Here is a 22,166-nt window from a genome sequence, read left to right on the forward strand (position 1 = left end):
ATGATTCCATTTAATGCGCCACCGGTTGTCGGTACGGAACTGGAGTATATGCAGGCTGCTATGAGCAGCGGCAAACTGTGCGGCGATGGGGGGTTTACCCGCCGCTGTCAGCAGTGGCTGGAGCATTATTCCGGCAGTAAAAAAGTTCTGCTTACGCCTTCCTGCACCGCGTCGCTGGAGATGGCGGCGATTCTGCTGGACGTTAAGCCCGGCGATGAAGTGATTATGCCGAGCTATACCTTCGTTTCTACCGCTAACGCCTTTGTGCTACGCGGGGCGAAGATCGTGTTCGTCGATATCCGCCCGGATACCATGAACATTGATGAGACGAAAATCGAAGCGGCCATTACGGAAAAAACGCGCATCATTGTGCCAGTTCACTACGCTGGAGTGGCTTGCGAGATGGACACGATAATGGCGCTGGCGAAGAAATACGATTTATATGTTGTGGAAGATGCCGCGCAGGGCGTGATGTCCAGCTACAAAGGCCGCGTTCTGGGGGCCATCGGTCACATTGGTTGTTTCAGTTTTCATGAAACCAAGAACTACACTTCGGGCGGCGAGGGTGGCGCTACGCTGATTAACGACGCCAGACTGGTGGAGCGTGCGGAAATCATCCGCGAAAAAGGCACCAACCGTAGCCAGTTTTTCCGCGGTCAGGTGGACAAATATACCTGGCGGGATATCGGCTCAAGCTACCTGATGGCGGATATTCAGGCGGCCTACCTCTGGGCGCAGCTGGAGGCGGCGCGACCCATCAACGAGCGTCGTTTGAAGCTGTGGCAGAACTACTATGCGGCGTTCCAATCGCTGGCCGATGCCGGGCGAATTACGCTGCCGACCGTGCCTGCCAATGGCATTCACAACGCGCACATGTTTTATATCAAACTCAGCTCTCAGGACGATCGCAGCGCGTTTATCAATTACATGAAAGAAGCCGAAATCATGACGGTCTTTCATTATATTCCGCTACACAACTGCCCTGCCGGCCTGAATTTCGGCCATTTTTCCGGCGACGATCGCTATACCACGCAGGAAAGCGAGCGGCTGGTGCGTTTGCCGTTGTTCTATAACCTGTCTGACGTCAATCAGCGGACGGTCATCAATACTGCCCTGAGCTTCTTCTCCTGATATGTCGCTGGCGAAAGCATCGATATGGACGGCAGGCTCCACGCTGATCAAAATCGGCGCGGGGCTGGTTGTCGTCAAGCTGCTGGCGGTCGCTTTTGGCCCCAGCGGCGTGGGGATGGCAGGGAATTTCCGCCAGCTGATTACGGTGCTGGGGGTGTTAGCCGGCGCGGGGATCTTCAACGGCGTCACCAAATATGTTGCGGAGTATCAGACGCATCCGGAACGGCTAGGGCCGCTGTTAGGCACCGCTGTGGCGTTGGTCGCAGGGTTTTCCACCCTGCTGGCGATCGTATTTCTGGTGGCCGCAACGCCTATCGCGACTGCGCTGTTCGGGCATGACGACTATCGCGACGTGGTGCGTGCGCTGGCGTTTATCCAGATGGGGATTGCCTACGCCAACCTGTTTTTGGCTATCCTTAAAGGCTATCGGGATGCGACAGGCAACGCGCTGGCGGTCATCAGCGGCAGCCTGATCGGGCTGGCGGCCTTTTGGCTCTGCCTGCGACTGGGCGGCTACGCTGGCGCTCTGGCGGGGCTGGCGTTGGTGCCCGCGCTGCTGCTGATCCCGGCGGGCATGCTGCTCTTGCGGCGCACGCCGCTGTCGCTGTCGTCGTTAAAACCGGCGTGGGATCGCGCCATTGCCAGTCAGTTGGGCAAGTTTACGCTGATGGCGCTGATGACCGCGGTGACGCTGCCCGTGGCGTACATCATGATGCGTAACCTGCTGGCCGCGCATTACAGCTGGGACGAAGTGGGGATTTGGCAGGGCGTCAGCAGCATTTCCGATGCTTACCTGCAATTCATCACCGCCTCTTTTACCGTTTATCTGTTGCCGACGCTCTCGCGTCTCACAGATAAAACTGCCCTGGCGCAGGAAATCATTCGCTCGCTGACGTTTGTGCTGCCCGTGGCGGCGGGTGTCAGTTTCTGCGTATGGCTGCTGCGTGATTTTGCCATCTGGCTGTTGTTCTCCAGTCAGTTTATGGCAATGAGAGAGCTCTTTATTTGGCAGTTGGTCGGGGATGTAATGAAAGTGGGCGCTTACGTCTTTGGCTATCTGGTCATTGCGAAGGCGGCGCTGCGCTTTTATCTGCTCACGGAAGTCAGCCAGTTTCTATTGTTAACGGGCTTCTCTCATTGGCTGATCCCGCTGTATGGCGCGCAAGGGGCGGCACAGGCCTATATGGCAACCTATCTGGTCTATTTTTTGCTTTGTTGTTGCGTATTCATTATTTACCGTAGGCGAGCATGACGACACTGACTCATGTATTGGGATCTGACATCCCGCATCATAACCAGACCGTTTTACGTTTTTTTAACGACGTGCTGGCGACGCAACTCCCCGATCATCAGGTTCGGCATTTCATCGTGGCGTCGCATGAGGGCATTTCATCGGCCGATTTTCCTGCACTGCGTATCGAAACCTGTGTGGATAAGAAGACGCTGGCAGAAGCCGTCATCGCCCGAGCGAAAGCGAACCGCAAAACGCGCTTTTTCCTGCATGGCCAGTTTAACCCTACGCTGTGGCTGGCGCTGCTGAGTGGAAAAATCAAACCCCGGCAGGTTTACTGGCACGTTTGGGGCGCGGATCTGTATGAAGAGGCGAGCGGCCTGAAATATCGTCTGTTTTATTGGCTTCGGCGTATGGCGCAACAGCGCGTCGGGCATGTGTTTGCCACGCGTGGCGATCTGGCGTGGTATCAGCAGCGTGCGCCTCGTGTGCCGACGTCATTGCTGTACTTCCCCACGCGAATGGATCCGGCGCTAACCGAGGTGCAGGTGGATAAACCGTTGGCAGGCCCGATGACGATTCTGGTCGGTAATTCCGGCGATCGCACGAATCGCCATCAGGAAGCGCTGCGGGCAATCCACCAACAGTTCGGGAAAAATGTGCGGGTCATTGTGCCCATGGGCTACCCGGCGAATAATGCATCCTATATTGCTCAGGTGGAAAAGGACGGTTTGGCGCTGTTTGGGGTAAAAAACTTTCAACTGCTGAAAGAACAGTTGGCGTTTGATGATTATCTCAACATGCTGCGCACCTGCGATTTGGGCTATTTTATTTTCGATCGCCAGCAGGGGATTGGGACGCTCTGCCTGCTGATTCAGTTTGGCGTACCGTTTGTGATCAGTCGGCAAAATCCGTTCTGGCAGGATCTGACGGAACAAGGTCTGCCCGTGCTGTTTTACGGTGACGAACTGAATGAAGCCTTAGTCCGTGAGGCGCAGCGCCAACTGGCATCGGTAGATAAGCATCAGATCGCATTCTTTAATCCCAATTATCTGCAAGGCTGGCGGGATGCGCTGGCGCTGGCGGCGGGAGAACCGATATGACGTTGGGGCAATTTGGTGGGCTGCTTGTCGTCTACCTGATTTCGGTCATCTTTATCCTGAGTCTGACCTGGATGGAGTTTCGGCGTGTGCGTTTTAATTTTAACGTGCTGTTTTCCCTACTCTATTTGTTGACGTTCTATTTCGGTTTTCCGTTTACCTGTGTGCTGGTGTTCCGTTTCGGCGTTGAAGTCGTTCCCGTGCAGTTTCTGCTTCAGGCGATGCTGTCCGCGACGGCGTTCTATGCGATCTACTACGTTAGCTATAAGACGCGGCTACGCCAGAAAACCGCCATGCCGCGTGCGCCTGTCCTGACGGTGAATCGGGTTGAGGCCAACCTGACCTGGCTGATGCTGGCGTTGATTGCGGTCGCCACCGTCGGTATTTTCTTTCTCAACAATGGGTTCTTGCTGTTTAAACTGCGTTCTTACAGCCAGATTTTCTCCAGCGAAGTGTCCGGCGTCGCGTTGAAACGCTTTTTCTACTTCTTTATTCCGGCAATGCTGGTGGTGTACTTTCTGCGCCAGACGCAGCGAGCGTGGCTGATGTTCCTCATCGCGACGGTCGCGTTCGGGATACTGACGTATGTAATTGTTGGCGGTACGCGCGCGAATGTGATCATCGCCTTCGCGCTGTTTTTGTTCATTGGGATTGTACGCGGCTGGATTACGCTCTGGATGCTGGTGGCCGCCGGGATGTTCGGGATTGTCGGGATGTTCTGGCTGGCGCTGAAGCGCTATGGGCTGGACGTCAGCGGTGATTACGCCTTTTATACTTTCCTCTATTTGACGCGCGACACTTTCTCGCCCTGGGAAAATCTGGCGCTGTTATGGCAGCACTACGACAACATTGCATTTCAGGGGCTGGCGCCGATTGCCCGTGATTTCTACGTTTATATTCCCTCCTGGCTATGGCCGGATCGTCCGAATCTGGTGTTAAACAGTGCGAACTATTTCACCTGGGAAGTGTTGAATAATCACTCCGGGCTGGCGATATCGCCGACGCTGTTGGGCTCGCTGGTGGTGATGGGCGGCGTGCTGTTTATCCCGGTGGGGGCGGTCGCCGTCGGGCTGGTTATTAAGTGGTTCGACTGGGTATATGAGTTAGGCAAAAATGAGCGTAACCGCTATAAGGCGGCGATTTTGCAGGCGTTTTGCTTCGGCGCGGTATTCAATATCATCGTGCTGACGCGTGAAGGGGTGGATGCTTTTGTTTCTCGCGTGGTGTTTTTCTGCCTGATATTTGGCCTGTGTCTGCTTGTCGCCAAGTTGCTCTATTGGCTGCTGGAAAGCGCCGGACTCATTCGACAGCGCCTGATACGCGTGCGTTCACCGTTGTCCTCGCACGGCGCGGTCCGGAACCCTGAGATAAAGGAACAGGTATGACAGCGTTAAAAACCACAGAGACCATCCCCCTGTACACCATCCGTGGCTTGCCCATTCACGGTTTCCGCAATATGGCGCAGTTCGTTGATTACCTGTTTGCAGGGGAGCGGGTTGAAACGGGGACACTTGTTGCGATTAACGCTGAGAAGGTGTTAACGGCGGAGAACGACGTGGCATTGCAGACGCTGCTTGAACGCGCAGAGTATAAGTATGCGGACGGCATCAGCATCGTGCGTTCCATTCGACGTAAATATCCGCAGGCTGACGTCACGCGGATTGCGGGCGCTGATCTGTGGGAAGCGTTAATGCAGCGGGCCGGAAAAGTGGGAACGCCGGTTTTTCTGGTCGGTGGCAAGCCTGATGTGCTGGCGCAAACGGAAGCGAAACTGCGCGCGCAGTGGAACGTCAATATTGTTGGCTGTCAGGATGGTTATTTTGCGCCGGAGCAGCGTGATGCTTTGTTCGAACGTATCCGCGCCAGCGGGGCGCAGATTGTGACGGTCGCGATGGGATCGCCACGACAGGAAATCCTGATGCGCGATTGTCGTCACCACCATCCTGATGCGTTGTATATGGGTGTCGGCGGCACCTATGACGTCTTTACCGGGCATGTGAAGCGTGCCCCGCTGGTGTGGCAAAACTTAGGGCTGGAATGGCTCTATCGTTTGTTGTCCCAGCCGAACCGTATTTTTCGGCAGCTTAAGCTGTTGAAATATGTCGCCTATCACTACACCGGTCGTCTGTAGCTTCACTGAACTGGCGCGTTGAACGCGCCTGTTTTTCTCCGCGATATATCGCCCTGATTTTTTATGCCGATTCGTCTTTAATTGTCTGTTTCCCGGCCAATCGAAAATACAGAATTCTATCTTTGGCGTCTTCGTCGCCCCGGATGTGTTATTCAAACTCACATTACGGTATTTTCTTGCCGCTGATTTGCGGCGATGGCATCGCGTTTCTGAAATGCGCAGCGCGGGGGAAAGACGCCGCCTGATAGCCGAACGTTTCTCCCCATGAGAGCAGATAAGAACAAGAACCGGCAGTAGCCGGGGGAACACAATATAAAGACAGAGGATTTATGACAGAAGCGGTAAAGAAGGGAAAACTCCATCGGGGATTGGAAGCCCGACACATTGAGCTGATCGCGCTGGGCGGTACGATCGGCGTAGGGCTGTTTATGGGCGCGGCGAGCGCGCTGAAATGGGCTGGCCCCTCGGTATTGCTGGCCTATATTACGGCGGGGATCTTTGTTTTCTTCATCATGCGTTCGATGGGGGAAATGCTCTATCTGGAGCCGGTCACGGGATCGTTTGCCGTTTACGCGCACAAATATATGAACCCTTTTTTCGGTTATCTCACCGCATGGGGTTATTGGTTTATGTGGATGGCGGTCGGTATTTCGGAAATCACCGCCATTGGCGTGTATGTTCAGTTTTGGTTCCCCGAGTTGCCGCAGTGGATTCCGGCGATCGTGGCTGTCGCGCTGGTGGCCGCTGCGAATCTGGCGGCGGTGAGGCTGTATGGTGAAATCGAATTCTGGTTTGCCATGATTAAAATCACCACGATTATCGTGATGATCGTCGTCGGCATGGGCATTATCTTCTTTGGTCTTGGTTATCACGGGCAGGCAACCGGATTCAGCAACCTGACCGGGCACGGCGGCTTCCTGGCCGGGGGATGGAAAGGCCTGCTGTTCGCACTGTGTCTCGTCGTGGCATCTTATCAGGGGGTGGAACTGGTTGGCATTACGGCGGGCGAGGCGAAAAATCCGCAGGTGACGCTAAAGCGAGCGATCAACAATATTCTGTGGCGCATCCTGATTTTCTATGTGGGCGCCATTTTTGTTATCGTCACCATTTTCCCGTGGAATGAAATCGGTACGGCCGGTAGCCCGTTTGTATTGACCTTCGCAAAAATTGGTATCACCGCGGCGGCGGGGATCATTAACTTTGTGGTGCTGACGGCGGCGTTGTCCGGCTGCAATAGCGGCATGTACAGCTGTGGACGTATGCTGTATGCGTTGGCCAACAATCGTCAGCTTCCCGCCTGGCTGGGGAAAGTCACCGCCAGCGGCGTTCCGGCGGCAGGGGTCATGGTGTCGATTCTCTGCCTGATGGCCGGATCGGTGTTGAACTACATTATCCCTAATCCGGAGCAGGTGTTTGTTTACGTTTATAGCGCCAGCGTGTTGCCGGGGATGGTGCCGTGGTTTGTGGTCTTGATCAGCCAACTGCGTTTCCGTGAATTACACCGTGCAGCGCTGGCGACACATCCGTTTAAATCGATATTGTTCCCATGGGTGAACTACCTGACGATGGCATTTCTCGTGTGTGTTCTGGTGGGAATGTACATCAATCATGATACGCGAATGTCATTATTGGTCGGAATGGTGTTTTTAGCGTTTGTCAGCCTGTGTTACGCGGGGTTGGGATTAGGTAAAAAAACGGCGTTGAACGTGGATAAATCGTAGTGTTTCAGGGAGGGGAAGGCGGATTTGTACGTTATTTGATGCGAAATGAACAAAGCATAAGCAAACGCATCATTTCGATAAAAAAGCACTAGACAGGCACTCGTTAAATCCGTAGTATCCCCTCCCGCAACGGCGCTATGCGCCCGTAGCTCAGCTGGATAGAGCGCTGCCCTCCGGAGGCAGAGGTCTCAGGTTCGAATCCTGTCGGGCGTACCATTAAGCTGTTTGCAAGAGCTGTGTTGGTATTGTTACCCCGTAAAGGTCGTATCGCACCAATATAGCAGCAGAAGTGGTAATGCAGTAACGTAGTACGAGTGGTATATGGTGGCTATAGCTCAGTTGGTAGAGCCCTGGATTGTGATTCCAGTTGTCGTGGGTTCGAGTCCCATTAGCCACCCCAGATTTAAATGTTTGTGAGTTATGCGAAGGTGGCGGAATTGGTAGACGCGCTAGCTTCAGGTGTTAGTGTTCTTACGGACGTGAGGGTTCAAGTCCCTCTCTTCGCACCACACAAACAGGAACATCAGTGATGTTCAAAAAAGCAGTACATTCGGCGAGTAGCGCAGCTTGGTAGCGCAACTGGTTTGGGACCAGTGGGTCGGAGGTTCGAATCCTCTCTCGCCGACCAATTACGAAGAAAAGCACATCGAAAGATGTGCTTTTTTTTCGTCTGTAATTTCTCTCATGTAGCAACGTCTTGGCAGATTCACCAGCCTGACCAGATTTTTCCTGTTAAATTTCGTGTTATGGCGTGGCGAGTATCGGTGTCAGCGGTCATACGGATAGGTAATCCCATTGCAGGAAGCGGGTGGTGACAAGCGTGTTTTTCAGCGAGGGGGTTGTGTTAGCGAATGTGTCTGAATGCATACTTTGCAATCAAACTTTTGGATCTAATATAGATCCGAAAGGTATAAGTCGTGTAATTAGCGCATGTTATATTTTTAAAAATTAAAAAGACGACATAAAACCCCGCCTGATAAATCCAACACTAACGAGTAAATTATGGCATCACATCTTATTGATTTTCTTCTAATAGGGAATAATTTTGGCACGCCTGAAATGCGCGATGTCTGGTCCGAGCATAACCGTCTGACTAAGCAGGTTGATGTCGAAGTCGCCCTGGCGCTGGCCGAGGGTGAACTGGGCGTGATTCCGCTGGATGCGGCAAAAACCATTGCAGAAAACGCTGACGCCAGCGCGCTTAACGTTGAAGAGATTGCAAAAGACGCGGTGCGTATGAAGCACTCCCTGATGCCGACGATTACCGCGATTCAGAAACAATGCGGCGCGGCGGGTGAGTATATTCACTATGGCGTGACTACGCAGGACATCGTCGATACCGCGACGGTTCTACAACTGAAACAATCTTTTGATATTGTCGTCAGAGATACGCGACTGCTGGCCATTGAGCTGAAACGTCTGGCGAAACAATACCAATACACGCCGATGGTCGGTCGGACCCATGGTATGCAGGCGCTGCCCACCACGTTTGGTTTTAAACTGGCCGTCTGGCTGGATGAGTTTATTCGTCACCTCGAACGTCTGGCTGAAATCAAAGAACGTGTGTTGGTCGGCAACATCAACGGCGCCATTTGCACCTATGCCTCTTTTGGCGAACAAGGGCCGGAAATCGAGCGCCTGACGCTGGATAAACTGGGGCTGAATACGCCGAATATCGGCTGGCAGTCCGCCCGCGATCGTTTCTCCGAATACGCCTCTGTCGCGGTGCTGATCAGCGGTACGCTGGGTAAAATCGGCAACGAGCTGTACAACCTGATGCGTACCGAGATTAATGAGATTGAAGAGCCGTTCTCCGAAGGGAAAATAGGTTCTACCACCATGCCGCATAAACGTAACCCTGCTGCGCTGGAAGGGTTGGCGAGCCTGACTGCGCCACTGTTTAAGAGCGCGGCGCTGATCCATGAGTCGATGAAAGTTGAACATGAGCGCGATGCGATGAGCTGGCGCGCAGAGTGGATCGCGCTGCCGGAAATCAATATCTATCTGTCCGCTCAACTTCAGAATGCGCTTGGCATCCTGCGTGGGATGTCCGTCAACGAGAAGCAGATGCTGGCGAACCTCGATCTGCAAAACGGCCTGCTGCTGTCCGAAAAAGTGATGTTCGAGATTGGTAAGCGTCTCGGCAAGCAGACCGCACACCATCTGGTTTACGAATGTTCTATGCAGGCATTTGAGCAGAATCAGTCTTTTAAATCGGTGCTACTGGCTCACCCGGTGCTTTCCGAACAGGTCACCGCCGCTGATCTGGACGAGTGGCTAAACCCGGTCAACTATCTGGGGAGCGCGCCGCAGAAAGTCGATGATGTGATCCGCTATGCGGATCGCTCTGGCCTGCTGACAGCATAAGGTGACATCATGAGTATCCTATTTCGTCAGGCGACGCTTGCGGACGATGAAACCTATCTGGCGCTGGCGCTGGCGGCGTTTGAGCCGATTCGCCAATTGGGCATCAATTTTTCCGCCGCCCATGCCGACATCGACATGGTGCGTAAGCATATCGCTTCACACGGTGTTTATGTGATGGAAAAAGACGGGCAGATGGTGTCGTCATTTACCATTCGCTATCCGTGGGGGCCGGAGCCAGGCCCGTTCGGTTTACCCCATTTTGGCTGGTTCGCCACGCACCCGGACTATAAAAATCAAGGGCTGGGTAAGCAAATGATGGGCTGGCTGGAAGATGAAATTCTGATTAAGCAGCTAAAAGCACCCGCGGTGTCGCTTGGCACCGCGCAAAATCACCCGTGGCTGATTGAGATGTATAAACATTATGGTTTCAGGGAAGTCGGGCAAACGGATTTGGGAAAAGGCCACCTGACAATCTGGATGGAAAAAATCCTCGATCGCCAACTGTATGACCAGTGGAAAGATAAAAATTCAAAAAGAGAGGCAGTAAAATGATGAAAAAAGTAACGTTGTCCGTTCTGGCGCTGACGACCGCCTTTCTCGTTGCCGGCTGTGATTCAGGGAAAAGCGGCGCCGAACAGGATAAGGTATTGAAAGTGGGCTCCACAGGCCAGAGTTACCCAAGTGGCTTCAAGCAAGATAACAAGCTGGTCGGGTTTGACGTTGAAGTGACGGAAGCCATTGCGAAAGATCTCAACTACAAAGTCGAGTGGGTCACCGCCGACTTCAGCGGCCTGATGGGACAACTGGAAGCGAACAAGCTGGATACCGTGGCGAACGTGGTGGCGATAACCCCTGTGCGTCAGGAAAAATACAATTTCGCCCAGCCGTACAGCTTCTATGGCAGCCAGATTGTGACGCACAAGGATAACACCACGATCAACACGCTGGCGGACCTGAAAGGAAAGACGGTCGCCGGGGTTCTGGGGTCTAACCACGTCAACAACCTGAGAAAAGCGTTTGCCGACGGCAGCGTCAACATTCGCACTTATGAAACGCGCGACGGCGCGATGAACGATGCGCTGTCTAAACGTGTGGAAGGTTACGTGAATTCACGTCCGATCCTGCTGGCGGAAATCAATAAGCGCAACCTGCCGTTCAAACTGGTCGGCGAACCGCTGGTGATTGAGGAAGTCAGCTTTCCGTTTCATAAGAACGAAAAAGGGGATGCGCTGCGTAAGCAGTTCGATGCGCAGTTGACGAAAATGCGTGAGGATGGACGCCTGAAAGCCCTCTCCGAAAAATATTTTGGTGAAGATATCACGGTATCACCGGCTAAATAACGTCACGTCATCATCCTGACGGCGTCATTACGTCGCCAGATGATGCGTTATGGCGAAGAGTTATCACCCTGTTCCACCGGCGCAGTATGGCCGGTGGAAGCATTAATGGTATTGCTTATGAATATCGATCTTGCCTACCTGTTAAATGTTTTTCCTCAGGTATTAATGTATTTGCCGACCACGCTGTTCCTTGCCGTGGTTTCGATGTTTTTTGCTATGGTTATCGGTCTGGTGCTGGCGTTAGTCCGTGAAAGCAAGATCGTCGCAGTCGTAAAACTCGTCGAACTTTATATCTCGCTGTTCCGCGGTATTCCGTCGCTGGTGCAGCTGTTTATTATCTATTTCGGCCTGCCGCAGCTGTTCCCCGGCTTATCGAATCTGGACGCCATGACGGCGGCCATCATCGGCTTCAGCCTGAAAACGTCCGCCTATATGGCGGAGATTTTCCGCGCGGCGCTGGCCTCGGTGGATTTCGGCCAGACGGAAGCCGGGTTGTCCATCGGCATGAATAAAGCCCAGATTTATCGCCGCATCGTGCTGCCTCAGGCCATGCTGAACGCGCTGCCAGCGACGGGGAACACGTTTATCTCCCTGATTAAAGATACCTCGGTGGCTTTTGCGTTGGGCGTCTCGGAACTGTTTGCGGAAGGCAAGATGATTGCCGCCGAATCTCTGCGTTTCTTTGAGACCTTCCTGGTTGTCGGTTTGATTTACTGGCTGGTGATCATTGTTTACGCCTGGTTGCAAAAGCAGCTGGAGAAAAAACTCAATCACTCGCTACAGCGATAAGGGGCTGACATGATCAGTGTAAAGAATCTTTCTAAACGCTTTGGCGATCAGGTGGTGCTGGACAACATCAGTCTGGACATCGCGAAAGGCGAAGTCGTGGCGATTATCGGTCCCTCCGGTTCGGGTAAATCCACGCTGCTGCGTTGTCTGAACCTGCTGGAAACGCCGGAATCGGGCACAATCGAAATTGGTGAGCAAACCTTGGATACGCGCCGTTATACGACGAAAGACGCCTACGCGCTGCGTCGTCAGACGGCGATGGTGTTTCAGAATTACAACCTGTTCAAAAACAAAACGGCGCTGGAGAATGTGACGGAAGCGCTGATTGTCGTGAAAAAAATGCCGAAAAAGCAGGCGAATGAAATCGGGTTGGCGCTGCTGGAGCAGGTCGGTCTGCTGCCGCAGGCGGCACAGTACCCGGTAACGCTGTCCGGCGGGCAGCAGCAGCGCGTGAGTATCGCACGCGCGCTGGCGGTGGATCCTAAAGCGATTCTGTTTGACGAACCGACCTCGGCACTGGATCCGGAGAGGGTGCATGAGGTCCTTCAGGTGATTCAGAAGCTGGCGAAAAACGACACCACGATGGTGATCGTCACGCACGAAATGCAGTTTGCGAAGGAAGTGGCCGATCGGGTGATCTTCATGGCGGACGGTCACATCGTTGAGGAGGGCCCGGCGGAGCAGGTGATTAGCTTCTCGGACAACCCGCAAACCCAGCGTTTCCTGCGTCAGTTGACCAAGCTGCCTGAGCCGCTTGAGTACGATATTTAACACACGTAGACACACCTGCACGCCTGAACAAGGCCGCCCTGCGAGACGGGGCACGATAATGTGGAGCATGTATTGATGAGAACAGCACCTCAGCACGAGCCTCTGGCTCAGTTTATTCAGGCGTTTCGCCACGATTTACACCGTAATCCTGAGTTGTCGAATCAGGAGTTCGAAACCACGAAGAAGATTCGTGCGGTATTGGAAAAAGAGGGAATTCGTATCCTCGATTTACCGCTGAAAACCGGTCTGGTAGCGGAAGTCGGCGGCCTTCAGGAAGGCCCGCTGGTCGTGGTGCGCTCTGATATTGACGCCCTGCCGATTGACGAAGAGTCCGGCGTGGCGTTTTCGTCGCTCAATAAAGGCGTGATGCACGCCTGCGGTCATGACTTTCACTCTTCCGCTGCGCTGGGCGCGGCGATCCTGCTGAAGAAAATCGAGCCGGAGCTGAAAGGTACGGTGCGGATTTTGTTTCAGGCGGCAGAAGAGACAGGACTGGGCGCGCCGGAAGTCATCGCCGTCGGCGCGTTGGACAATGCGGTAGCGATTTTCGGTATTCATAACGATCCGACGCTGCCCGTTGGCGTCATCGGTGGGAAAGACGGCGCGTTGACGGCGGGTGTTGACCGCTTTGAGATTAAGATTGCGGCGAAAGGCTGCCATGCGGCGAAACCGCATGAAGGCAACGACCCGATTATTATTCTGGGCCAGTTGATTTCCGCCGTACAGACCATCATCAGCCGCACGGTGCCGTCTGACAATAACGCGGTGGTGTCGATTACTCAGGTTCATAGCGGCAGCACCTGGAACGTCATCCCGGATACCGCCTACGTTGAAGGGACGGTCAGAACCTTCAGTCAGGAGGCGCGTGACTTGATTGAACAGCGCTTCCGCCAGATCGTAGCGGGTATCGCCAGCACCTTTGGCGCGGAAATCGAGTTCATCTGGCACGCGGGGCCGCCGTCGGTGGTCAACACGCCGGAGTGGGTTGAGTTTGCGCTGAATGTAGCCAGTGACGAAGGGTTTGAAGCCCGTCGGGTGGAAGCCAGCCCGATTGGTGAGGATTTCGCGTTCTATCAGCAGAAACTGCCGGGTACGTTTATGATGGTCGGCTCCGGTGGACCGTATGCGCTGCACCACCCGAAATTCCGCGTTGACGATCGCGCGCTGTTCCCGACGGCGCATTATCTGTATCAAATGGCGAAGCAGAGTCTGGAAAAGCTGTCCTCCCGCTAAGTTCCTCTGATTTTGTTAATGTCTCCGCGTCGATTCTCCGGCGCGGACATTTTTGTCTGTTAATGACTTAAAATCTGATCCAGAAACTGGCGCGTGCGCGGATGCGATGGCGCGTTGAAGAAATCCTGCGGCGGCGCGGATTCAACGATACCGCCATCTGCCATCAGAATTACTTTGTCCGCGACCGTTTTGGCAAATCCCATCTCATGGGTGACGACGATCATCGTCATACCGGATCCCGCCAGATCAAGCATCACATCCAGCACTTCTTTAATCATCTCAGGATCCAGCGCCGAAGTGGGTTCATCAAACAGCATGATTTCCGGCTGCATGCACAGCGCCCGGGCTATCGCCACGCGCTGTTGCTGGCCGCCAGAGAGTTGGAGCGGGAATTTGTGCGCCTGACTGGCGATATGCACCTTTTCCAGATAGTGCATCGCTAAATCAATGGCTTCCTGCTTCTTACGCTGTTTGACCAGCGTCGGGCCGATCGTCAGGTTATCTAGCACGCTCAGGTGGGGAAACAGGTTGAACTGCTGGAACAGCATACCAATACCGGAACGCACGCGGTTGATGTTCTTGATATTGTCATTGACCTCAATGCCATTTACGCGGATATGCCCGGCGTGGTGCGCTTCGAGCCGGTTAATGCAGCGGATGAGCGTGGATTTTCCGGAGCCGGAAGGGCCGCAAATGACCACGCGTTCGCCTTTCTCCACGTTCAGCGTCACGTTATTCAGCGCCTGAAATGCGCCGTACCATTTGCTGACGGCGTCGATCTCAATGATGACGTTGTTGTCTGTAACTAAAGTGTCTGCGGCTAAGCTCATGATAACAAAGCTCCTGTCGGTGTTTTCATCAACGGCTATCGCTTAACCGTGATAGGTTTCTGGGTGACGGCTGGCATCGATGCGTTTTTCCACCCACAGCGCGTAGCGTGAGAGCAAAAAGCCAAACAGCAGATAGATAGCCGAGATAAAGAGGTACGTTTCAATGTAATAGCGCCGCCATAGCGGGTCCTGCATTACGGAGCTGGTGGCGGTGAGAATATCGAACAGCCCGATAATGATGACGAACGAGGTGTTCTTCATGGCGGCGATAATATGGTTGGTCATGGCGGGCAGGCAGATACGCAGCGCCTGCGGCAGGACGATTTTGGTCGTGGTGTGCCAATAGCCGAGATTGAGCGCCATCGCCGCTTCGTATTGCCCGCGCGGAACGGACTGTAAACCGCCGCGAATAACCTCAGCCTGATAACAGGCGAAAAACAGCGCGATACCGATGATGATGCGCAGCAGTTTGTTGATTTCCATTCCTGCCGGCAGAAAGAGCGGGAAGACGTTAACCGCCACGAACAGGATCGTGATAAGCGGTACGCCGCGCAGACTTTCGATAAAAATGACGGACAAGCCGCGCAGAAAAGGCAGCGGGGAACGCCGCCCCAGCGCCAGCAGAACCGAAACCGGCATACCGATGACGACAGTGCCGCTAAACAGCAGGATCGTCAGCGGTAACCCTCCCCACTCGCTGGAAGGGACATGAGATAAGCCCAACACGCCGCCGGACATCAGGATGGCGATGCCGACGACGGCGACGCCCCACAGCGGTAAAAGGATGCGTGAATGCCAGAAGCGGGGCATCAGCGACAGGCCGAGAGCCAGAAACCAGATCCCCATCGCCAGCACCAGACGCCAGTGTTCATCGTAAGGATAAAGACCAAACAGAATAGGGCGATGTTTTTCCACGATGACTGCCCAACAGGCGCCAGCCGCCGCGCGGCAGACGTCCGGGTCAGTGGTGTACCACACGGCATTGAGAATGCCCCAGTGCAGCAGTTTATCGCCGATGTTCCCTATCAACGCCGCCAGCAATAGCGTGAGCACGGTTTGCGGCACGCTGCTGAACAGGTGGCGACGCAGCCACAGCAGCGGCGTGCGCAGGCGGGCGGGAACGGCGGAGAGTGACAGTGCCGGAAATAACATACGGTGCTCCTCAGCGCTCTTTGATGGCGACGACGCGATTAAACAGGTTCATCAGCAGCGATGTCACAATGCTGACCGTCAGGTAAACCACCATCATGATGGCAATCACTTCGAGCGCCTGACCGGTCTGGTTCATCAGCGTGTTGCTGATGTTCGCCAGCTCCGGGTAGCCGACCACGACCGCGATCGAACTGTTTTTCGACAGGCTGACATACTGACTGGTCAACGGCGGAACGATGACGCGCATGGCCTGTGGAATGATGATGTGGCGCATCATGTGCCACGGCGAAAAGGACAGCGCGCGTGCCGCTTCCAACTGACCTTTGGGGATCGACTGGATCCCCGCCCGCACGATTTCCGCGATAAACGCGGAAGAATAGAGCGCAATACCCAGCAGCAACGCGGTAAATTCGGGGCTGATGGTAACACCGCCGCGAAAGTTAAAGCCGCGCAGGGTCGGGCGGTCAAGCTCTGCCGGTGCGCCGGACAGCCACCAGACCAGCAGCGGTAACCCGATGAGCACGCCCAGCGTCAGGCGGCCTGTCGGCAGCGCGCGTCCCCGGTTTTCCCGAACGTAGCGCGCGACGCGGGTCAGGATCAGGCTAATCAGCAGCGCGATGAACAGGGCGACGCCGGTCCACAGCCAGCCGTGATGCGCGGCGGGAACAGCGAAAGACAGCCCGCGATTGGTCAGAAAGCCCAGATGACCCAGTTCGATGGCGTCGCGTGGCGAGGGCAGATTGCGGATCGCCACCGACCAGAAAATCACCTGCAAGATCACCGGAATATTGCGCATCAACTCGATGTAGCCTCCGGCGAGCCGCGCCAGCAGCCAGTTACGGGAGACGCGGGCGATGCCGACGGAGAAGCCCAGCAGCGTGGCGAGTACGATGCCGCACAGCGTAACGTACAGGGTATTCAGTAAACCGACGCCAAGCGCACGCAGGTAGCTGTCGCGGGGGGTAAAGGCGATGCGCTTTTCACCGATCTCAAATTGCGCGGCGTGGTCGAGAAAGCCAAAGCCCGTCGCGATATTCTGCGAGCGCAGGTTGTCGACCACGTTGGCGTACAGCCAGTAGCTGAACGCGACGATCAGGAGGCCGAGCAGGCACTGATAAATCCAGGCGCGCAGGGTTTTGCTGTCAAACGCGTTCAGCAGACGACGCGAATGGGATAGCGTTCCCGGCGATGGTACGGCGTCTGACGACAGCATTTTGTGTGGTGATTTCATTACCGGCAGTCTTTTCTTGTGGTCATTACCGTTTGGCACACGCCGCCTGATAACGGCGGCGCGGGTATACGGCATGGCGCCAGCGTAATCTTGCGCGCTGACGCCGAGGGTTTCGTGAATTAACGAATGGGCAGGCCGTAGAGCAGGCCACCTTTCGTCCAGAGATTATTCAGGTCGCGATCCAGCGGCGCCGACGTGTCTGGCCCGAAATGCCGGTTATAAATATCGCCGTAGTTCCCGACCTGCTTAATCAGGTTGTAAGCCCACGGGGTCGTCAGCCCCAGCTTCTGACCGTAATCACCGCTGACGCCCAGCAGCGCCTGTACATCCGGGTCTGTCGATGTGAGTTTGCTGTCCACATTCTGTTGGCCGATGCCCATTTCTTCCGCGTTGAACGTGGCGTATACCACCCATTTCACAATGTCGTACCACTGATCGTCACCCTGACGCACCGCCATCGCCAGCGGTTCTTTTGAGTAAATCCCCGGCAGAATCACGTGGTCGGCGGGGTTTTCCGCATCAAAGGTGCGCACGCCGGGCAGCGCCACTTTGTCGCGGGCAATGACGTCGCAGCGCCCGGACAGATAGGCGGCGACATACTCTTTATTGTTCTCGATCACCACCGGGGTGTAATGCAGGTTACGTGACGCGAAAATCTGCGCGACGTTGCGTTCGGTACTGCTGCCCGGCGTGATGCAGACGGTCGCACCGTCCAGATCTTCCACCCTCTTCACATCGGCGCTGGCTCGTACCATAAAGCCCGTTCCGGTATAGAAGGTCGGCGGAGCGAAGTTCAGACCCAGTGAGGTGTCGCGAGACAAATCGGCCGTGATATTGCGTGACAGCACGTCCACTTCACCGGACTGAATCGCCGGGAAACGCTGCGCGGTGGAAAGCGCGGCAAAGCGCACTTTGCGCGCGTCGCCAAAAATCGCGGCGGCTAACGCGCGGCAATAATCGACGTCGAGCCCGGTCCACTGCCCTTTGCTATCAATGGCGGAAAAGCCGTGGCGCGCCGGATGAACGCCGCAAACCAACTCACCGCGGGCTTTGATCTTTTTGAGCGTCTCGCCATTTCCGGCGTCAGCGGCATTGGCGTGTGCGATGGGCAGCAGCAGCCCCCCTAACGCCAGCGCTGTGGCGGATGTTAATGCGCGTAGTTTTCTCAGCATACATATCCTCAGAATGGTCGGTGTTGTATTAATTTGTTGTAATTGATTGTTTTTATTACGACGATCTCTTTTGTATACAAATGTTCTCAATGTTGCCTGCAAATGGCAAATAGCATATTTCTCTATCTAAAGCTGAATTTTGGATATCGACTTTGTCGGGAGGGCGCGACGGGCAAAGTGAGCCGTACCTTGCATTGTCAGCAAGGTACAGAGGGGCAGGATTAGTGGACGAGCAGACCTTGCACGCCTTGCCAGATGAGCTGGGCGCTGAGAATCAACATGGTGAGGCGAAAGGCGGTACGAAAGTATTTTTCGGGTAGGTTATCCAACAGGCGCGTGCCCAGCCAGGTGCCCAGAACCCCGCTGGCAATCATCGCAGCCAGCATCGGCAGCCAGTCGTGGTAGGCAAACCCCATCAGCCCGAATGCCAGTATCTTTAAGCCATGTTGTAACACCATGCACAGCGCATGGGTGGCGATAAGCGGCTGTTTGGTTAGCCCCTGAGAACTGATTAATCCGGCGACCATCGGGCCTGTTGCGCCGACGATCATCGTGCCGAGGCTGGTGAGCGCGCCGCCCAGTATGAAGAACAGCCGGTTAACCGGTTTGGGCGCGGTGCGTTTACGAAAAACCGACCACAGAATGAAGATCGCCAGCGTAATTTTTGCCACGTGATCCGGGATCCACGCGACAACGGGCGCGCCCAGTGCGATGCCAATGACGCTGCCGATCAAAAACCACAGCGCCAGCGGCCAGACGATATACAGGCGCTGGATCAGACTACGGCTCAGGTTGGAACCCAACTGGACAATGCCGTGAACCGGCAGCAGGCTGCTGACCGGCATACCTAACCCCATGATCGCCAGCAGCGTGACGCCGCCGCCGAGCCCCAGCGCCGCCGTGAGCGCCGATGTTAAAAAACTGCAAAAAATCAGGATACCGGCAAAGAGCGGTGAGATATCGGGTGGAACAAAATCTGGCATGGTGGAAGCGATCCCTGTGGTGCACGTCGTGAAACAGACGAAACAAAAATGCTCGTGCCTGATACGTTCAAGGCGTATCAGGCATCTCTTCTGCCGTTAACGATAATTGTCGCGCAGCAGACGTTGATATAACGCCAGTGCCTCCGCGCGGGGCAACGCCTGACTGGCGCAGTCGATAAATTTCTCGGCGATCAGGTTGTCCGGCAGCGGGTTATCCGCACTGGAACCGCGCGCGCCCGCCACGCGACGATGATAGGATCTTCCGTCTTGCGTCTCCAGCGTAACGTGCGCCGTGTGCGTCGTGCTCTCGTCATGGCAGATTAACTCAACGCGCGCCATCAGTGATTGCGTGGCGGGGTCGTGCAGTGCCGCATCGTCAATAAAATCGTCCAGCGTCAGCGTCCCTTTCACCCAGGCGCGGGCGATACAGTAATGCAGGCTGAATTTCCCCGCCAGCGGTGTCTCCGGCGCAGGAATGTTGATATGGGGGAAGCGAATCGGGTGAATGGCAATCTGAATACGTTCCAGCGACTCGGGGGCCAGTCCGGTTTCTTCACGCAGCGCCAGCAGCCCGTCCAGCGGCGCCAGAATGGCATAGCAGCAGGGAAAATATTTAAAATTATTGCCTTTTACGGGGTCGAGAATGTGCGATGGGGCGGACCAGGACTCGGTGAGCGGCGCGGTGTCGACGTTTTCGGCGGCACGATTATAGACGTTGAAATAGCCGTGGTGATGTTCAAACGCGGCGGCACCGGCGCTGTATCCCTGACGCGCCAGTAATACCGCCATGACGGCGCTGCGGTTGGCATGACCGACCGCCAGCGATTTCGTCTGGCTGCCAAAGTTGGATTTGATGCCGGAAGCCAGCGAGGCTGCCATTGCCAGAGCCGTCGCCGTTTCCTCTTCGCTAAGCTTCAACAGCACCGCGCAGGCGGCCACGCCTGCAAAAATGCCGACGGACGTGGTTGGATGCCAGCCGTTACGATACTGAAAGGGACTGACGGCTTTTCCCATGCGTACCGCGGTTTCATAGCCGCACAGGTAGGCGTGCAGGATTGCTTCTCCGCTGGCTTCCTGCTCATCTGCCAATGCCAGCAGCGCCGGCAGAACGGCGACGGAAATGTGCCCGTGCAGCCAGGTGTTGGAATCGTCGAAATCGAGTAAGTGCGCGGAGGTGCCGTTTAAGAGCGCGGCGTCCAGCGCGTTGAGCGTGAGATCGGTGCCGAAAATCCGGCTTTTCCCCGCGGCGGCGGATGGCACGATCACCGCCCTGAGTTTTTGCGCTCCGTCCTGCATCCCTCCGGCGAGTGTCACGCCGAGGGTGTCAATGACGGCAGTTCTTGCGTGCGCCAAGACGTCGGCGGAGAACGTCTGGCGGGAAAATTCCAGCAGATTATGGGCGAACTGGTGGGCAATGGTCATGAAAGTATCCTGTCGTTATCATAAAATTTTATGGCGAATGGTTTATGTCGAACGTAAGCGCGTTAGCCCGCCAAGAGCGCGGTGAGTGTGGCGAGCGAACCCGGTTTTTCAAAGTGGGCGGCGGCTTGATAGAGTCGATCGCGACGGGCTTCGCCTAATACGGGGAGGGTCAGTGCGTCAAATTTGGCGCGCAGCTCGGCGTCGGTCAGCGGATTTTGCGGATGACCGCGATACACATCGGTTTCCGCATGCAATTTTTCGCCGTCTTCCAGTTCGATATCGATAAACGCAGAGCTGGCCGATTGGCCCTCGACCGCAGCGATCTGCAAGCGTGATAGCAGCTGACGCGGCGCGGGGTTGTCGACGGTCTGCTGCGTGAAGTCCGTGTCGTTGAGTCGGTAGCCGCTCAGCGCCAGCGCAATACAGTGCGGAATGCTGAATTTGCTCTCCAGCGGTGTTTGCGGGTTGGCGATCCCGGCATTCACCATCCCCATGGGATGAACTTTGGCATGAATACGCCTGATCGCGCGGCCTTTTAGCTGTGGGTAGAGCTTCAGCGCGGTTTCGATGGCGGCATGGGTTCCCCGGCAGCTGGCGTACAGCTTGTAGCCATTGCCCAGCAGTTCCCAACTTTCGCCGAAATCGAGCGGTGGGATAACGGCGCTGCCGTCCTGTACGAACGTCTTCACCCAGCCGTCGGTTTCATAAAAATGATGGGCGGCGATAAAGCCCTCGTCAGCCAGCTCCGCCGCCGTGATGCCGTCCATGGCCGCTTTGCCGGCATGAAACGGTTTACCGTGCGTACCGGATGATTTCTGCAATCCTCCCATCATCGTTGCCGCGGCGCCCAGCGCGTTGGCAATGGCGTCGGGGCTAAGGCGCAGAATCGAAGCCGCAGCGGCAGCCGCGCCCGCGCGTCCGACAATGGCTGTCGGGTGAAAGCCCCGTCGTTGCAGGCTGCGACCCACGCCGGGCACCCAGCCGCCGCCCAGTCTGGCCATCACTTCGAATCCGGTGATGAACGCGATCAGCACCGCGCGTTCGTCCGCGCCGTAATGTTGCGCCATGGCCAGTGCGGTAGACCAGCAAGGGCCGCTGGGATGGCCGGCGCCAGCCGGATGCGTATCGTCATAATCGGCTGCATGTGAAAGTGTGCCGTTGATCAGCGCCGCCAGCGCCGGTGTGGTTTTCGCGCCGAGAATGATTTGCGCGTTACCCTGTGCTTGCCAACGCTGTGCGACACGTTGCGTCGCGCTGGCGGCGTCATCGCCGACGGCACCAATCGCAACGCCCAGATAGTCAATAAGCGCTCGCTTGGCCTCGTGCCAGACGGCATCGGGGATCGTCATCGTCGGGGCGGTGTGAATAAACTGACTCAGCGCGTTGCCGCGAGGAAACGTCGGGATAGCAGACATCGTAGGGGGCTCCTTAAACGAAAGCGCGATGGTATTGCCCGTACAGCCGGGCGGCTTTAGGATTCGCGTTTTGTCTTGTTGAATGCATTTGTATACAGTGAGTAACGAAAAGCATATTCAAACGTCCATTCCGTGACAAAGACACTT

General features: G+C 55.5%; 19 protein-coding genes and 4 tRNA genes. 16 read left to right on the plus strand and 7 right to left on the minus strand.

Annotated elements, in window-relative coordinates:
- From rffA to EDC54_RS12055, 16 genes are all read left to right on the plus strand, one after another.
- Nucleotides 1–1,131, plus strand: a complete 1,131-nt coding sequence (gene rffA / locus EDC54_RS11980) for a dTDP-4-amino-4,6-dideoxygalactose transaminase (RefSeq protein WP_132456474.1) — start codon at nucleotides 1–3, stop codon at nucleotides 1,129–1,131.
- Nucleotide 1,132: 1 nt separating this feature from the next.
- Nucleotides 1,133–2,383, plus strand: coding sequence for a lipid III flippase WzxE (gene wzxE, locus EDC54_RS11985; RefSeq protein ID WP_132456476.1), 1,251 nt, complete (start codon nucleotides 1,133–1,135; stop codon nucleotides 2,381–2,383).
- A complete protein-coding gene (locus EDC54_RS11990) occupies nucleotides 2,380–3,465 on the plus strand; it encodes a TDP-N-acetylfucosamine:lipid II N-acetylfucosaminyltransferase (protein ID WP_132456478.1) in 1,086 nt (361 codons plus the stop codon). The genes wzxE and EDC54_RS11990 overlap by 4 nt, the downstream gene beginning before the upstream one ends.
- The gene (wzyE, locus tag EDC54_RS11995; protein WP_132456480.1) at nucleotides 3,462–4,847 is read left to right on the plus strand and encodes an ECA oligosaccharide polymerase; all 1,386 of its coding nucleotides are present in this window, start codon (nucleotides 3,462–3,464) and stop codon (nucleotides 4,845–4,847) included. Before EDC54_RS11990 ends, wzyE begins: the two co-directional genes overlap by 4 nt.
- Complete coding sequence (gene wecG, locus EDC54_RS12000; RefSeq protein WP_132456482.1) at nucleotides 4,844–5,593, plus strand: lipopolysaccharide N-acetylmannosaminouronosyltransferase; 750 nt, start codon at nucleotides 4,844–4,846, stop codon at nucleotides 5,591–5,593. Before wzyE ends, wecG begins: the two co-directional genes overlap by 4 nt.
- 329 nt (nucleotides 5,594–5,922) lie before the next feature.
- Nucleotides 5,923–7,314 carry a bifunctional threonine/serine APC transporter ThrP gene (thrP, locus tag EDC54_RS12005; RefSeq protein WP_132456484.1) on the plus strand — a complete coding sequence of 464 codons (1,392 nt, stop codon included), beginning with the start codon at nucleotides 5,923–5,925 and terminating at the stop codon, nucleotides 7,312–7,314.
- 139 nt (nucleotides 7,315–7,453) lie between these two features.
- A tRNA-Arg gene (locus EDC54_RS12010) sits at nucleotides 7,454–7,530 on the plus strand.
- A gap of 108 nt (nucleotides 7,531–7,638) precedes the next feature.
- Nucleotides 7,639–7,714: transfer RNA gene (locus EDC54_RS12015), tRNA-His, on the plus strand.
- 22 nt (nucleotides 7,715–7,736) lie between these two features.
- Nucleotides 7,737–7,823, plus strand: a tRNA-Leu gene (locus tag EDC54_RS12020).
- Nucleotides 7,824–7,865: 42 nt separating this feature from the next.
- A tRNA-Pro gene (locus tag EDC54_RS12025) sits at nucleotides 7,866–7,942 on the plus strand.
- 374 nt (nucleotides 7,943–8,316) lie between these two features.
- A complete protein-coding gene (purB, locus tag EDC54_RS12030) occupies nucleotides 8,317–9,681 on the plus strand; it encodes an adenylosuccinate lyase (RefSeq protein ID WP_132456486.1) in 1,365 nt (454 codons plus the stop codon).
- Nucleotides 9,682–9,690: 9 nt separating this feature from the next.
- Nucleotides 9,691–10,233: a GNAT family N-acetyltransferase gene (locus EDC54_RS12035; protein WP_132456488.1), complete on the plus strand. Its 543-nt coding sequence runs from the start codon at nucleotides 9,691–9,693 to the stop codon at nucleotides 10,231–10,233.
- Nucleotides 10,230–11,021, plus strand: coding sequence for an amino acid ABC transporter substrate-binding protein (locus EDC54_RS12040; protein WP_132456490.1), 792 nt, complete (start codon nucleotides 10,230–10,232; stop codon nucleotides 11,019–11,021). The genes EDC54_RS12035 and EDC54_RS12040 overlap by 4 nt, the downstream gene beginning before the upstream one ends.
- 117 nt (nucleotides 11,022–11,138) lie before the next feature.
- Entirely contained in the window at nucleotides 11,139–11,810 is a 672-nt protein-coding gene (locus EDC54_RS12045; RefSeq protein ID WP_132456492.1) for an amino acid ABC transporter permease, read from the plus strand.
- A 9-nt stretch (nucleotides 11,811–11,819) separates the two neighbouring features.
- Nucleotides 11,820–12,581, plus strand: a complete 762-nt coding sequence (locus tag EDC54_RS12050; protein ID WP_132456494.1) for an amino acid ABC transporter ATP-binding protein — start codon at nucleotides 11,820–11,822, stop codon at nucleotides 12,579–12,581.
- Between the two features lie 75 nt (nucleotides 12,582–12,656).
- Nucleotides 12,657–13,814, plus strand: coding sequence for a M20 peptidase aminoacylase family protein (locus EDC54_RS12055; RefSeq protein WP_132456496.1), 1,158 nt, complete (start codon nucleotides 12,657–12,659; stop codon nucleotides 13,812–13,814).
- A 59-nt stretch (nucleotides 13,815–13,873) separates the two neighbouring features.
- Here EDC54_RS12055 and EDC54_RS12060 read toward each other — a convergent pair whose 3' ends face one another.
- From EDC54_RS12060 to EDC54_RS12090, 7 genes are all read right to left on the minus strand, one after another.
- Nucleotides 13,874–14,644, minus strand: a complete 771-nt coding sequence (locus tag EDC54_RS12060) for an amino acid ABC transporter ATP-binding protein (RefSeq protein ID WP_132456498.1) — start codon at nucleotides 14,642–14,644, stop codon at nucleotides 13,874–13,876.
- Between the two features lie 42 nt (nucleotides 14,645–14,686).
- Nucleotides 14,687–15,796 (minus strand): amino acid ABC transporter permease, encoded by a 1,110-nt coding sequence (locus EDC54_RS12065; protein WP_132456500.1) that lies wholly within the window; start codon nucleotides 15,794–15,796, stop codon nucleotides 14,687–14,689.
- Between the two features lie 10 nt (nucleotides 15,797–15,806).
- Complete coding sequence (locus EDC54_RS12070; protein WP_132456502.1) at nucleotides 15,807–17,027, minus strand: amino acid ABC transporter permease; 1,221 nt, start codon at nucleotides 17,025–17,027, stop codon at nucleotides 15,807–15,809.
- A 119-nt stretch (nucleotides 17,028–17,146) separates the two neighbouring features.
- Nucleotides 17,147–18,199, minus strand: coding sequence for an amino acid ABC transporter substrate-binding protein (locus tag EDC54_RS12075; RefSeq protein ID WP_132456504.1), 1,053 nt, complete (start codon nucleotides 18,197–18,199; stop codon nucleotides 17,147–17,149).
- Nucleotides 18,200–18,420: 221 nt separating this feature from the next.
- Complete coding sequence (locus EDC54_RS12080) at nucleotides 18,421–19,182, minus strand: sulfite exporter TauE/SafE family protein (protein ID WP_132456506.1); 762 nt, start codon at nucleotides 19,180–19,182, stop codon at nucleotides 18,421–18,423.
- A gap of 96 nt (nucleotides 19,183–19,278) precedes the next feature.
- Complete coding sequence (locus EDC54_RS12085) at nucleotides 19,279–20,604, minus strand: MmgE/PrpD family protein (RefSeq protein ID WP_132456508.1); 1,326 nt, start codon at nucleotides 20,602–20,604, stop codon at nucleotides 19,279–19,281.
- Nucleotides 20,605–20,666: 62 nt separating this feature from the next.
- Nucleotides 20,667–22,019: an MmgE/PrpD family protein gene (locus EDC54_RS12090; protein WP_132456510.1), complete on the minus strand. Its 1,353-nt coding sequence runs from the start codon at nucleotides 22,017–22,019 to the stop codon at nucleotides 20,667–20,669.
- Between the last annotated feature and the right edge of the window lie 147 nt (nucleotides 22,020–22,166).

Origin of the sequence: Samsonia erythrinae (assembly GCF_004342665.1) — a bacterium.
Lineage (GTDB): Bacteria > Pseudomonadota > Gammaproteobacteria > Enterobacterales > Enterobacteriaceae > Samsonia > Samsonia erythrinae.

What these genes read in the sequence shown, in the direction of transcription:
- wzxE (WP_132456476.1), top strand. Translation starts at nt 1,133, where the DNA reads ATGTCGCTGGCGAAAGCATCGATATGGACGGCAGGCTCCACGCTGATC.
- wecG (WP_132456482.1), top strand. Translation starts at nt 4,844, where the DNA reads ATGACAGCGTTAAAAACCACAGAGACCATCCCCCTGTACACCATCCGT.
- EDC54_RS11990 (WP_132456478.1), top strand. Translation starts at nt 2,380, where the DNA reads ATGACGACACTGACTCATGTATTGGGATCTGACATCCCGCATCATAAC.
- EDC54_RS12035 (WP_132456488.1), top strand. Translation starts at nt 9,691, where the DNA reads ATGAGTATCCTATTTCGTCAGGCGACGCTTGCGGACGATGAAACCTAT.
- purB (WP_132456486.1), top strand. Translation starts at nt 8,317, where the DNA reads ATGGCATCACATCTTATTGATTTTCTTCTAATAGGGAATAATTTTGGC.
- EDC54_RS12065 (WP_132456500.1), bottom strand. Translation starts at nt 15,796, where the DNA reads ATGTTATTTCCGGCACTGTCACTCTCCGCCGTTCCCGCCCGCCTGCGC.
- EDC54_RS12045 (WP_132456492.1), top strand. Translation starts at nt 11,139, where the DNA reads ATGAATATCGATCTTGCCTACCTGTTAAATGTTTTTCCTCAGGTATTA.
- EDC54_RS12090 (WP_132456510.1), bottom strand. Translation starts at nt 22,019, where the DNA reads ATGTCTGCTATCCCGACGTTTCCTCGCGGCAACGCGCTGAGTCAGTTT.
- rffA (WP_132456474.1), top strand. Translation starts at nt 1, where the DNA reads ATGATTCCATTTAATGCGCCACCGGTTGTCGGTACGGAACTGGAGTAT.
- EDC54_RS12040 (WP_132456490.1), top strand. Translation starts at nt 10,230, where the DNA reads ATGATGAAAAAAGTAACGTTGTCCGTTCTGGCGCTGACGACCGCCTTT.
- EDC54_RS12070 (WP_132456502.1), bottom strand. Translation starts at nt 17,027, where the DNA reads ATGAAATCACCACACAAAATGCTGTCGTCAGACGCCGTACCATCGCCG.
- wzyE (WP_132456480.1), top strand. Translation starts at nt 3,462, where the DNA reads ATGACGTTGGGGCAATTTGGTGGGCTGCTTGTCGTCTACCTGATTTCG.
- EDC54_RS12080 (WP_132456506.1), bottom strand. Translation starts at nt 19,182, where the DNA reads ATGCCAGATTTTGTTCCACCCGATATCTCACCGCTCTTTGCCGGTATC.
- EDC54_RS12075 (WP_132456504.1), bottom strand. Translation starts at nt 18,199, where the DNA reads ATGCTGAGAAAACTACGCGCATTAACATCCGCCACAGCGCTGGCGTTA.
- EDC54_RS12085 (WP_132456508.1), bottom strand. Translation starts at nt 20,604, where the DNA reads ATGACCATTGCCCACCAGTTCGCCCATAATCTGCTGGAATTTTCCCGC.
- EDC54_RS12050 (WP_132456494.1), top strand. Translation starts at nt 11,820, where the DNA reads ATGATCAGTGTAAAGAATCTTTCTAAACGCTTTGGCGATCAGGTGGTG.
- EDC54_RS12055 (WP_132456496.1), top strand. Translation starts at nt 12,657, where the DNA reads ATGAGAACAGCACCTCAGCACGAGCCTCTGGCTCAGTTTATTCAGGCG.
- thrP (WP_132456484.1), top strand. Translation starts at nt 5,923, where the DNA reads ATGACAGAAGCGGTAAAGAAGGGAAAACTCCATCGGGGATTGGAAGCC.
- EDC54_RS12060 (WP_132456498.1), bottom strand. Translation starts at nt 14,644, where the DNA reads ATGAGCTTAGCCGCAGACACTTTAGTTACAGACAACAACGTCATCATT.